Origin of the sequence: Rhodoferax sp. PAMC 29310, from assembly GCF_017948265.1 — a bacterium.
In the GTDB taxonomy this organism is placed as follows: Bacteria; Pseudomonadota; Gammaproteobacteria; order Burkholderiales; family Burkholderiaceae_C; genus Rhodoferax.
Window position 1 is genome coordinate 2,759,214 of sequence record NZ_CP072852.1, and the last position, 12,940, is coordinate 2,772,153.

Annotated in this window: 6 protein-coding genes and 1 riboswitch; of the genes, 4 read left to right on the forward strand and 2 right to left on the reverse strand. The window is 60.2% G+C overall.

From position 1 onward, the window contains the following. Window position 1 precedes the first annotated feature (1 nt). Together J8G15_RS12795 and J8G15_RS12800 are read left to right on the forward strand one after the other, a co-directional pair. Window positions 2-3,031: an EAL domain-containing protein gene (locus J8G15_RS12795; protein ID WP_210542442.1), complete on the forward strand. Its 3,030-nt coding sequence runs from the start codon at window positions 2-4 to the stop codon at window positions 3,029-3,031. A 178-nt stretch (window positions 3,032-3,209) separates the two neighbouring features. Next, a complete protein-coding gene (locus J8G15_RS12800) occupies window positions 3,210-4,430 on the forward strand; it encodes an NADH:flavin oxidoreductase/NADH oxidase family protein (protein ID WP_210542443.1) in 1,221 nt (406 codons plus the stop codon). Window positions 4,431-4,452: 22 nt separating this feature from the next. Here the strand turns inward: J8G15_RS12800 and recQ are convergent, their stop codons facing one another. Continuing rightward, window positions 4,453-6,222 (reverse strand): DNA helicase RecQ, encoded by a 1,770-nt coding sequence (gene recQ / locus J8G15_RS12805; protein ID WP_240538562.1) that lies wholly within the window; start codon window positions 6,220-6,222, stop codon window positions 4,453-4,455. Between the two features lie 291 nt (window positions 6,223-6,513). On the opposite strand from recQ, the gene J8G15_RS12810 reads away from it, so the two are divergent. Next, window positions 6,514-7,560, forward strand: a complete 1,047-nt coding sequence (locus tag J8G15_RS12810) for a homocysteine S-methyltransferase family protein (protein WP_210542445.1) — start codon at window positions 6,514-6,516, stop codon at window positions 7,558-7,560. A 116-nt stretch (window positions 7,561-7,676) separates the two neighbouring features. On the opposite strand, the gene J8G15_RS12815 is transcribed toward J8G15_RS12810, so the two are convergent. Beyond that, entirely contained in the window at window positions 7,677-9,908 is a 2,232-nt protein-coding gene (locus J8G15_RS12815; protein WP_210542446.1) for an NADP-dependent isocitrate dehydrogenase, read from the reverse strand. A 196-nt stretch (window positions 9,909-10,104) separates the two neighbouring features. Next, window positions 10,105-10,175, forward strand: a riboswitch (S-adenosyl-L-homocysteine riboswitch). A 24-nt stretch (window positions 10,176-10,199) separates the two neighbouring features. Here J8G15_RS12815 and metH point away from each other — a divergent pair. Beyond that, complete coding sequence (gene metH / locus J8G15_RS12820; protein WP_210542447.1) at window positions 10,200-12,935, forward strand: methionine synthase; 2,736 nt, start codon at window positions 10,200-10,202, stop codon at window positions 12,933-12,935. Window positions 12,936-12,940: the final 5 nt, after the last annotated feature.

Below are 12,940 nucleotides of genomic sequence, written 5' to 3' on the forward strand. Positions count from 1 at the left end.
CATGAAACGGACACCGCAATTTGGCCTCACGCTCATGGCGGCCGCGGCCTGCCTGGCACTGGCCTTGCTCACGCTTTATGGCCTGATGCGCGAGCGAACCCTTGCGCTGCATGTGGCCGAGGCGCAAACACAGAATCTGGCCCGCGTATTGGAGGAACACGCCCGTCAAACCTTGCTGCGGGTGCAGGGCCGCTTGGTGCAAGTTGACCACTTGCTGAACAGGCGCCTGTCTTCACCACAAGCGACCCAGGAACAACTGCTTGACCTTCTCCCATCGGACCGCCTGCTGGATGCGATTGAGGTGAGTGATGCCAACGGGTCGCTGGTATGGTCGACCCGATCGACCCCAAATGCATCACCAGGTAACATTTCCGACCGAGAGTACTTTCTACGCCATGTTCGTGGTGCGGACCGGGAGTTGGTGTTTGGCGGCCTTGAAAAGAGCACACCTGATGGGCCATGGGTTTTGCCCGTCAGCCGGCGTATCAGCACGCCAGACGGCAAATTCGCCGGCGTGATTGTGGCTTCTGTTCTTCCGTCCTACGTCCAAGCGTTCTACGACTCCATTGACCGGGGCAACGATGGCATTGTGACGATGTTTCTGGCCTCCGGTCAAGTTGCAGTGACTTCCCCGTACACAATGTCGGTCATCAACCGGGATTGGGCGCAATCGCCACTGTTTCGAGAGGCACTGCCAAGCTGGCCCACGGGAACGGCACGTCAAGAGAGCGACACCGAGAACGTTGAGCGCGTCTACAGTTATCGCTCGCTCAATGACTACCCGGTGGTCGTCACCTATGGTTTGTCGATGCCAGCGGTATTGGCGCGCTGGCACGAATCAGTGATTCGCAACAGCCTGCTGCTGCTGGCGGCCATACTGACCCTGATTGCCGTCGCCGTCGGCTGGACGCGCCATGACCGACGTCGACTGGTGGCGGAGCAGGCCTCGCATCGCAGCGAGTCACGCCTGCGCGCCATATTTGAAACCGGACCGGAATGCATCAAGGTGGTGGACGCCAAGGGCAACCTGATCGAAATGAACCCTGCCGGCCTGACAATGGTTGAGGCGACATCGCTGGGCGACGTGCTCGGCAAGCCGGTACTAAGCCTGATTGCACCCGAATACTGCCAAGCCTTCTCTGACCTGCACCAGCAGGTGCTGGCCGGAAAAACCGTGCAACTGGAGTATGAGGCGGTGGGCCTCCAGGGGCGCCGAAAATGGATGGCGACACACGCCACACCGTTGCACGACCAGGGCCAGATCGTGAATCTGTCGGTCACCCGGGACATCACCGATCGCAAGCAAGCCGAACTGGACCTCCGCATTGCCGCTACGGCCTTTGAGGGGCAAGAAGGCATTTGTATTTTCAACGAAGATCAGGTGATTTTGCGGGTCAATCAGGCCTTCACAGAGATGACCGGTTTTTCTGCCACGGAGGCGGTAGGCCAGAGCCTGAAGCTGCTGGCTAGCGACCACCATGACCCCTCGTTCTTCCGGGGCTTGTGGCGCACCGTGGCGCGCACCGGGGCATGGCGGGGCGAAGTTCAGAGCCAACGCAAAAATGGCGAGGTGTTTGCGCAGGGCCTCACCGTGACCGGCGTCAAAAACGAGACGGGACAAGCGACTCACTACGTCGCGACCTTCGTCGACGTTTCGCAGCGCCGGGCGTCAGAAGAAAAAGTCCAACGGCTGGCCTTTTTTGACGCGTTGACCGGCCTGCCCAACCGGCGCTTGCTGGTCGATCGCATGAGCATGGCCATGGTCACCGGAGCCCGCCACAAACGCAAAAGCGCCCTGCTGTTTGTCGATCTGGACAATTTCAAGACGATCAACGACACGCGCGGCCACCACCTGGGTGACCTGTTGCTTGAGCGGGTGGCCAAGCTCCTGAGCAGTTGTGTGCGAGCGGGCGACACCGTTGCGCGACTGGGCGGCGACGAGTTCGTGGTGATGCTGGAGTACCTTGACGAGGACGACCGGCAGGCAAGCAGCCAAGCCGAAGTCGTCGGCGAGAAAATTATTGCCGCCCTGAACGTCCCTCACAAACTCGGCGCCCAGGAATGCCATTGCACGGCCAGCATCGGCGTCACCTTGTTTGGAGGCAGCCTGCGCGAAAATGGCGAAGAGCCCCTCAAACGCGCCGACCTGGCGATGTACCAGGCCAAGATGGCGGGTCGCAACGCCTTGCGCTTCTTTGACATTCAAATGCAAGCCGTGGTGGACGCCAGAGCTGCCCTTGAGGTGCGTTTGCGGGAAGCCGTTCGCACCGACCAATTTGTGCTGCATTACCAGGCCCAAGTTGGCGCCAACGGCGCGTTGACTGGCGTCGAGGCGCTGGTGCGCTGGCAGCCGGACGATGGCCTCATGGTGTCACCGGCAGACTTCATTCCCCTGGCGGAAGAAACCGGACTGATCTTTGCCCTGGGCCATTGGGTGCTGGAGGCGGCCTGTCAGCAACTGGCACTGTGGGCTCTTCGGCCCGAGCGCGCCCACCTCTCCATCGCCGTCAACGTCAGCGCCCGTCAATTTCACCAGCCGGACTTTGTCGAGCAGGTGATGAGCGTGCTGGCCCAGACCGGGGCCAACCCGGAGCGTCTCAAGCTCGAACTGACTGAAAGTCTGCTGGTGACGGACATCGAAGACGTGATCAGCAAGATGACCACGTTGAAGGCTCAAGGTGTCGGATTTTCCCTGGACGACTTCGGCACCGGCTATTCGTCTCTCTCGTACCTGAAACGCCTGCCGCTGGACCAGCTCAAGATTGACCAAGGCTTTGTGACCCACATCCTGACAGACGCCAATGACGCGGCCATTGCCAAGATGGTGGTGGCACTGGCAGACAGCCTGGGGCTGTCGGTGATTGCCGAGGGGGTGGAGAGCGCGGCCCAGCGCGACTTTCTGGCCAGCCAGGGTTGCTACGCCTACCAGGGTTATTTCTTCAGCCGGCCGCTGCCCATTCAAGCGTTTGAGGCCTTCGCCGACCAACCACCAGCGACGCTAGCGACGCTAGCGCCCGATGCTCTGCTATGACAATAGCAGCGTCTTATTGAGGCTTTACAAGGGCGTCGAGCTGTTTTCTTCGATGAAAACCGAAGCCAGGCAAAAGATACCCGCCGGCTTCGCTCCACCGAAGCATTGAATCTCACGGCAACGGTGTGTTGCGGCAGTGGAATGTCGTGGGTAGGGGCACGACCCATAGAATTTGCCCATGAAAGATTCAAAGCAAGACCCTGGAATTTTGTTCAACCCACTGAGACTGCCCTGTGGGGTCATCCTGAAGAACCGGATTGCAAAATCTGCGATGTCGGACTCCTTGGGTGATGGCACGGGGCACCCCACACCAGCGCAGAACCGGCTCTACCAGCGTTGGTCTGAAGGGGGCTTGGCCATCTCTATCATCGGCGAGGTGCAAGGCAGCGCGGGCTACGCAGAGAAGCCCGGCAATCTGGTGCTGAACGACGCCTCCGACGTGGGCCGCTTTCAGGCGTTGGCCCAACAGGGCGGCGAAAACGGCACCGGGCTTTGGCTGCAACTCGGTCATGCCGGGGCGTTGGCTTACTCGCCCACCAGCACCCCCAAAGGCCCAAGCGCGCTTGATCTGCCCGGTCTGAGCTGCGCTGAAATGCCATTGGCTGAGATTCGTCAATTGCCGTCGGAATTTGCGAAGACCGCGCGACTGGCGCAACAGGCCGGTTTCGGCGGTGTGCAAATCCACGCCGCGCACGGGTTTCTTCTCAGCCAGTTTCTTTCGCCACTGTTTAACCAGCGGCGCGACGACTATGGTGGCGCCATTGCCAACCGCATGCGGCTTCTGCTGGCGTCCATCGCAGCCACCCGCGCCGCTGTCGGACCCGACTTCCCCATCGCGGTGAAGCTCAACTCCTCAGACCAGTTGGAGGGCGGTTTTGACGAGCACGATGCGCTCGAGGTGGTCGCGGCGCTGGATCAGACATCAGTCGACTTGATCGACATCAGCGGTGGAACCTACTTCCCGGGTGCCAAGGCCGCCTCCGACGGCACCTGGCAGGGCCCCTATTTCATTGAATTTGCGAAGCGGGCCCGCGCGGTGACGAGCAAGCCGCTGATGCTGACAGGCGGCTTCAAAACGCGCACGCAGGCCCAAGACGCTGTGGCCAGCGGCGCGGTCGACATCGTGGGTCTGGCTCGCGCACTCGCCCTGGAGCCATCACTTCCCAAGCGCTGGCAAGCCGACCAGTCGCTGGCGCCTGATTTCCCCCGGTTCAGCGATGCTCCAGAGGGCGGCATCACTGCGTGGTACACGATGCGCTTGACGGACATCGGCGCGGACCTGGAAACAAACGATGTAGGCGAACTCGGGCAAGCCATTCGCGACTATGATGCCCGCGACAAAATTCGAACAGAAGTCTGGTTGCGTCACTTCGTGCGTAACGGCGCGGGACAGACCTGAATAGCAGCCCCACTGGCGCCGATCAGGCGGCCACCACCCGCAGCACTTCTTCGCCGTAAGCTTCCAGCTTTTTCGCCCCCAGGCCGGTGATGCCCTGCAAGTCATCCAATGACTGCGGTGCTCGCTCGGCAATGGCCGCCAGCGTCGCGTCGTGGAAGATGACATAGGCCGGCAGGTTGTGCTCTTTGGCCACCTCGGCGCGCCAGGCCTTAAGGGCCACATAGCGCTCCTGCCCGTCGGCGTCCAGCGACGCCGGCACCTTGGGTGCCGCCGTGGCGCTGCGCCGGGGCTTTCGCACTGCGGGGCTTGAGAGGGATTCGCGCAGACGCACCGCCACCTCGCCCTTGAGCACGGCCCGCGAGCCATCCGTGAGTTGCAAGGTGTTGAAGGCTTCGGCATCCACCGCCACTGCGCCAATGGCGATCAGCTGGCGCAAGACGCCCCGCAGCTGCAGCTCGGACAATTCGGCGCCAATGCCAAAGGTGCTCAAGGACTCATGCCCGCGCTGGGTGACCTTCTCGGTCGTTTTGCCGCGCAAGATATCCATGATGTGGCCCGCGCCATAGCTGGTGCCGCCGGATTGCTGCAGCCGGTAAATGGTGCTGAGCAGCTTGCGCGCGGCGTCCGTGCCGTCCCACACGGCGGGTGGTTGCAGGCAGTTGTCGCAGTTGCCGCAAGGCTCACTGGCTTCGTCAAAGTAAGCCAGCAGCCGCACGCGCCGGCAATCGGTGGCCTCGGCCAGGCCCAAAAGCGCGTCCAGCTTGCCGCGCAGGCCCTGCTTGAATTCCTCGCCCGCCGGGCTCTCGTCAATCATGCGGCGCTGGTTCACCACGTCTTGCAGGCCGTAGCACATCCAGGCATTGGCGGGCTCGCCGTCGCGACCGGCGCGGCCGGTTTCCTGGTAGTAGCCTTCAATGTTTTTGGGCATGTCCAGGTGCGCCACAAAGCGCACATCGGGCTTGTTGATGCCCATACCAAAGGCGATGGTGGCGACCATGACAATGCCTTCACTGCGCAAAAAACGGTCCTGGTTGGTCTGGCGCACCGCCACATCCAGCCCCGCGTGGTAGGGCAGCGCATTAACTCCCTGGTCACACAGCATTTGCGCAACTTCTTCGACCCGGCGGCGCGACTGGCAATAGACGATGCCAGCGTCGCCCGCATGTTCGGTGCCGATGAATCGCAGCAACTGCTGCGAGGCTTCGCGCTTTTCAACTATGGTGTAGCTGATGTTGGGCCGGTCAAAACTGCTGACAAATTGCCCGGCGTCCTGCAGTTGCAAGCGCTCAACAATGTCTTGCCGCGTTAGCGCGTCCGCCGTGGCGGTGAGCGCAATACGGGGCACGTTGGCATACCGCTCATGCAACACCGTCAAGGCGCGGTATTCGGGCCGGAAGTCATGGCCCCACTGGCTCACGCAATGCGCCTCGTCAATGGCAAACAACGCCAGTTGGCCGCGCTCGTACAGGGAATCGAGTTGCGCCAGAAAACGTGGCGTTGTCACCCGCTCCGGGGCCGCGTACAGCAGGGTGATGTCACCCCGCAACAGCCGCTTTTCCACCTGCGAGGCCTCTTCGCCCAACAACGTGGAATTGAGAAACGCGGCGCTCACGCCGGCCTCGTGCAGGGCGCCCACTTGGTCGTGCATCAGGGCAATCAGGGGAGAAATCACCACCGTGATGCCTTGCCCGGCCTGCTGGCGGGCAATGGCCGGAATCTGGTAGCACAGTGACTTGCCGCCGCCGGTGGGCATCAGCACCAGCGCATCGCCACCGCCCACCACGTGCTCCATGATGGCTTGCTGCGGGCCGCGGAACTGGTCGTAACCAAAGACTTCTTGAAGAATGAGCTGAATGGACAAAACGTGACGCTATTGATTAGATAGCTGCTTGCGCAGAACTACCGGGGGCTAGAGGCTTATTTGGCTTGTAAAAATACACCAGGGAGAAATTTTCAAGCCCCCTATTGTCCGGGGTTTGTAGGACCCTTTGCGCTGACTGTGTTCTGAGTGTTCGTTGGCAACAGCCGCACCAAACACCGCGTGCCACCGAGGGCTTGTGACATTTTCTACAATGGAGCCGCTATGAAACCTCTTCAATATACCCGTGCCCAAGCCCTGCCAGACCTACTGGCTCAACGCATTTTGATTCTGGATGGCGCCATGGGCACCATGATCCAGCGCTTCAAACTGGGCGAGGAGCATTACCGCGGCGAGCGTTTCAAGGATTTTCACAAAGACGTGAAAGGCAACAACGAACTGCTGTCGCTGACCCGCCCAGACGTGATTTCTGACATTCACGAGCGCTACCTGGCATCGGGCGCCGACATGATTGAGACCAACACCTTTGGCGCCACCACGGTGGCCCAAGCGGATTACGACATGGCTGACCTGGCCCGCGAGATGAATTTGGAGTCTGCCAAACTGGCGCGCGCCGCCTGCGACAAATACTCAACCCCTGACAAACCCCGTTTTGTGCTCGGCGCCCTGGGTCCCACGCCCAAAACCGCCAGCATCAGCCCGGACGTGAACGACCCGGGCGCCCGCAATGTGGACTTTGAGACGCTGCGCGCCGCTTACTACGAGCAGGTTGAAGCCTTGGTGGAAGGCGGCTCCGACGTGCTGCTGGTGGAAACCATTTTTGACACCCTGAACGCCAAAGCCGCATTGTTTGCGATTGACGAATACTTTGAGGCGTCGGGCCAGCGCTTACCCATCATCATCAGCGGCACCGTGACGGATGCCTCGGGCCGTATTCTGAGCGGCCAGACTGTCACCGCCTTCTGGCACAGCGTGCGCCATGCCCAGCCGCTGGCCGTGGGCCTGAACTGCGCGCTGGGTGCCACCCTGATGCGCCCCTACATTCAGGAGCTGGCCCGCGTGGCGCCGGACACCTTCATCAGTTGCTACCCCAACGCCGGCCTGCCCAACCCCATGAGCGACACCGGCTTTGATGAAACCCCCGCCGACACCAGCCGCTTGGTGCATGAATTTGCCGCCGAAGGCCTGGTCAACATCGTGGGCGGCTGCTGCGGCACGACGCCAGAGCACATTGGGGCTATTTTCGATGCCGTGAAACCCCTGCCGGGCCGTCAGATTGGGCGCGGTCTTTTCTACAAAGAAGCGGCCTGAGCCCAGAAAAACACCGTTGCGCACGCCACGAGAAAAGGGCAGAAGGATTCAATCCTTCTGCCCTTTTTGTTGTTCAGCTCACCGGTGCCGTCGCACCAATGAGCCGCAGACAACGATCAAGCCTGCGCCGCAGCCAAGACGGCGTTGAAGGTGGCGCTGGGGCGCATGATGGCGGAAACCTTCACGGGGTCCGCCAGGTAATAGCCACCAATGTCCACGGGCTTGCCTTGCACTTCTTTGAGTTCTGCCACGATTTGCTGCTCGCCATCGGCCAGCGCCTTGGCCAGCGGTGCGAACTTCGCTTGCAGCTCCTTGTCGTCGGTCTGTGCGGCCAACGCTTGCGCCCAGTACATGGCAAGGTAGAAATGGCTGCCCCGGTTGTCCAACTCGCCCGTGCGGGTGGAAGGGCCCTTGTTGTGGTCCAGAAACTGGCCGGTGGCATCATCCAGGGTCTGGGCCAGAATCGTGGCCTTTTTGTTGCCGGTTTTTTGCCCCAGGTCTTCCAGCGAGACCGCCAATGCCAGGAATTCGCCCAGCGAATCCCAGCGCAGGTGGTTTTCTTCCACCAACTGTTTGACGTGCTTGGGGGCCGAGCCGCCCGCACCCGTTTCGAACATGCCACCACCGGCCATCAACGGCACGATGGACAACATCTTGGCGCTGGTGCCCAGCTCCATGATGGGGAACAAGTCGGTCAGGTAGTCGCGCAGGATGTTGCCGGTCACTGAAATGGTGTCCAAACCCCGGTTCACGCGCTCCAGCGTGAAGCGCATGGCACGCACTTGCGACATGATCTGGATGTCCAGACCCGTGGTGTCGTGCTCTTTGAGGTAGACATCAACCTTCTTGATCAGCTCTGCCTCGTGTGGGCGGTACGGGTCCAGCCAGAACACGGCGGGCATGCCGGAATTGCGGGCACGGTTGACGGCCAGTTTGACCCAGTCGCGAATCGGTGCGTCTTTGACCTGGCACATGCGCCAGATGTCGCCCATCTCCACGTTCTGCGACAGCAGCACTTCACCGGTGGCGAGGTCCACAATGTTGGCGACGCCGCCTTCAGCGACTTCAAAGGTCTTGTCGTGCGAGCCGTATTCTTCGGCCTGCTGGGCCATCAAGCCCACGTTGGGCACGGTGCCCATGGTCTTGGGGTCGAAGTTGCCGTGCCATTTGCAGAAGTTGATCATCTCCTGGTAAATGCGCGCAAAGGTGGACTCGGGCATCACGGCCTTCACGTCTTTCAGGCGGCCGTCGGCACCCCACATCTTGCCGCCATTGCGAATCATGGCGGGCATGGAGGCGTCCACAATGATGTCGTTGGGCGAATGGAAGTTGGTAATGCCCTTGGCCGAATCGACCATGGCCAACTCAGGACGGTTGGCGTGACACGCGTGCAAATCGGCCTGAATTTCTTCGCGGGTGGATTGCGGCAGCGTGGCGATCTTGTCGTACAGGTTGGCCATGCCGTTGTTGACGTTCACACCGATCTGGTCAAACAAGGCGCCGTGCTTGGCAAAGGCATCCTTGTAGAAAATCTTCACGCAGTGACCAAACACGATGGGGTGCGACACCTTCATCATGGTGGCCTTGACGTGCAACGAGAACATCACGCCGGTCTTGTAGGCGTCGTCAATTTCTTTCTCGTAAAAGACGACCAGCTCCTTCTTGCTCATGAACATGTTGTCAATGATCTCGCCGGCCAACAGCGACACCTTGGGCTTGAGCACCAGGGTCTTGCCGCTGGTGGTGATCAGTTCCATCTTGACATCACGGGCCTTGTCCAGCGTCATGGACTTTTCGCCATGGTAGAAGTCGCCATGGTGCATGTGCGAAACGTGTGACCGGGAGGCCTGGCTCCACGGCGCCATCGAATGCGGGTTCTTGCGCGCGTATTCCTTGACGGCCTTGGGCGCGCGGCGATCCGAATTGCCTTCGCGCAACACCGGGTTCACGGCACTGCCAATGCAATTTGCATAGCGCGCACGAACCGCCTTGTCGTCGTCTGTTTTCGGGTCTTCGGGGAAGTCGGGAATCGCATAGCCCTTGCCCTGCAACTCGCGGATGCAGGCAATCAACTGGCCCACGGAGGCACTGATGTTGGGTAGCTTGATGATGTTGGTCTCGGGCAGCAAGGTTTTTTTGCCCAACTCGGCCAGTGTTTTGGGTACTTTCTGCGCGTCCGACAAGGACTCCGGGAACTCAGCCAGCACGCGGGCGGCAACGGAAATGTCGCTTTCTTCGATGTCGATGCCTGCGGGCGCGGCAAAGGTCCTAATGACGGGCAGAAAAGAATAAGTCGCCAGCAATGGCGCCTCATCCGTGAGTGTGTAGATGATTTTCGATGCGCTCATGGTCGTCGTCCTCTTCGGAATGTGAGTAAATTTATCGTGCCACTATATGGGATAGTCTTTTCACCAAGCGAAAAGGCTATCTCTCAGCATAAAAGTTATTTCTTACGGGGCGCTTGGATCAAGCAAAAACCAGGTGGTTTTTCCAAACTGAGATCGCCCCAACGCAGAGATTGAAGCAATCCCCTTAAAATAGAGGCCTTCCAAGGAGCGTTGCAGCAGGTCGCCCGACCTGTCAGGCTTGGAGATTCCCAACGACGCTCACCTGAAATTTGTCATCCACAGGTGAGCCGCATGTCTGAAATTCTCGTCCCCCCCATGAAACTGTCCGGCCTGGAGCCGGTCAACATTGGTGAAGATTCGCTGTTTGTGAACATTGGTGAACGCACCAACGTCACCGGCTCCAAAGCCTTTGCCCGCATGATTCTGAATGGCGAGTACGAGCAGGCCTTGAGCGTGGCACGCCAGCAGGTCGAAAACGGCGCGCAGATCATCGACATCAACATGGACGAGGCCATGCTGGACAGCCAGGCCGCCATGGTGCGCTTCCTGAACCTGATTGCCTCCGAGCCCGACATTTGCCGCGTGCCGATCATGATTGACTCCTCCAAGTGGAGCATCATCGAAGCGGGCCTGCGCTGCGTGCAGGGCAAGGCGGTGGTAAATTCCATCAGCATGAAAGAGGGCGTGGACGCGTTCAAGCACCAAGCCAAGCTGTTGCGCCGCTATGGCGCCGCCGCCGTGGTGATGGCATTTGACGAGCAGGGTCAGGCCGACACCTACGAGCGCAAGATTCAGATTTGCGAGCGGGCCTACCGCATTTTGGTGGACGAGGTCGATTTTCCGCCGGAAGACATCATTTTTGATCCCAACATCTTCGCCATTGCTACCGGCATTGAAGAACACAACAACTACGCGGTGGACTTCATCAACGCCACCCGCTGGATCAAGCAGAACCTGCCTGGCGCCAAGGTGTCGGGTGGCGTGTCCAACGTGTCCTTCAGCTTTCGGGGCAACGACCCGGTTCGCGAAGCCATTCACACCGTGTTTCTGTACCACGCGATTCAGGCGGGCATGGACATGGGCATCGTCAATGCCGGCATGGTGGGCGTCTATGACGACCTGGAACCCGAGTTGCGCGAGCGCGTGGAAGACGTGGTTCTCAACCGCCGCGACGATGCGGGCGAGCGGCTGGTCGAGATTGCCGACACCGCCAAAGGCGCGGCCAAGGACGAGACCAAGAAACTGGAATGGCGCGGCACGGCTGACAAACCGGCCACGGTAGAGGCGCGTCTAAGCCACGCCATGGTGCATGGCGTGACCGACTTCATCGTGGTGGACACCGAAGAGGCTTACCAAAATGTGCTCGCCAAAGGCGGACGGCCGCTGCATGTGATTGAAGGCCCATTGATGGCCGGCATGAACATCGTCGGCGACCTGTTTGGTCAAGGCAAGATGTTTTTGCCCCAGGTGGTGAAAAGCGCCCGCGTCATGAAGCAGGCCGTCGCCCACCTGATTCCCTATATTGAAGAAGAAAAGCGCCTGGACGAGGCCGCCGGGCGCGATGTGCGTACCAAAGGCAAGATCGTGATTGCCACCGTCAAAGGCGATGTGCACGACATTGGCAAAAACATCGTGACCGTGGTGCTCCAGTGCAATAACTTTGACGTGGTCAATATGGGTGTGATGGTGCCCTGCCACGAAATTCTGGCCCGCGCCAAGGTCGAGGGGGCAGACATTGTGGGCCTGTCCGGCCTGATCACGCCCAGCCTTGAAGAGATGCAGTACGTGGCCGGCGAGATGCAAAAGGACGATTACTTCCGCATCAAGAAGATTCCCTTGATGATTGGCGGCGCCACCACCAGCCGGGTGCACACGGCCGTGAAAATTGCCCCGCACTATGAAGGCCCGGTGGTTTACGTGCCCGATGCCTCCCGCAGTGTGAGCGTGGCCCAGGGTCTGCTGTCAGACCAGGCTACCCAGTACATCAACGAGCTGAACGCGGACTACGAAAAAGTTCGCCACCAGCACGCCAACAAAAAGCAGACCCCCATGTGGCCGCTGGCCAAGGCCCGCAGCAACAAGACCACTGTCGACTGGTCGAGTTTTCAACCCACCAAGCCGAAATTTATCGGCCGGCGCGTGTTCAAGAATTTTGACCTGACCGAACTGGCCAAGTTCATCGACTGGGGCCCGTTCTTCCAGACCTGGGATCTGGCCGGACCATTTCCCGCCATCCTGAAAGACGAGGTGGTGGGCACGGAGGCTGTGCGCGTTTACGCCGACGGGCAGCGCATGCTCAAGCGCTTGATCGAAGGCCGGTGGCTGACGGCAAACGCCGTGATTGGCATTTACCCCGCCAACACGGTGAACGATGATGACATCAAGTTCTACACCGACGAAAGCCGCAGCGAGGTCGCCATGACCTGGTATGGCTTGCGCCAACAGGCTGAAAAACACGTCATCGAAGGCGTGATGCGCCCCAGCCGCTGCCTGGCCGACTTTGTCGCGCCCAAAGGAGTCTCTGGCGACTATGCCGGCGTGTTTGCCGTGACTGCCGGATTGGGTGTGGACAAGAAAGAAAAACAATTCACCGACGACCTGGACGATTACTCCTCGATCATGCTCAAGTCACTGGCAGACCGCCTGGCTGAAGCCTTTGCCGAGTGTTTGCACCACCGGGTTCGCACCGACTTGTGGGGCTACGCGCCCAGCGAGGCTTTGACGGCCGAGGAGTTGATTGCCGAAAAATACAAAGGCATTCGCCCCGCGCCTGGCTACCCGGCCTGCCCTGACCACAGCGTCAAAAAAGAGATGTTTGAGCTGCTGCAGTGCGAGGACATTGGCATGGCCGTGACCGAGAGCTTGGCCATGACCCCGGCCGCCAGCGTGAGTGGTTTCTACCTGGGCCACCCGGACAGCACCTACTTCAGCGTGGGCAAGATTGGGGACGACCAGCTCAAAGACTTGGCGGCACGTCGTCAGATGAACGAGCAAGCACTGCAACGCTTGCTGGCGCCCAATATGTAATCAAC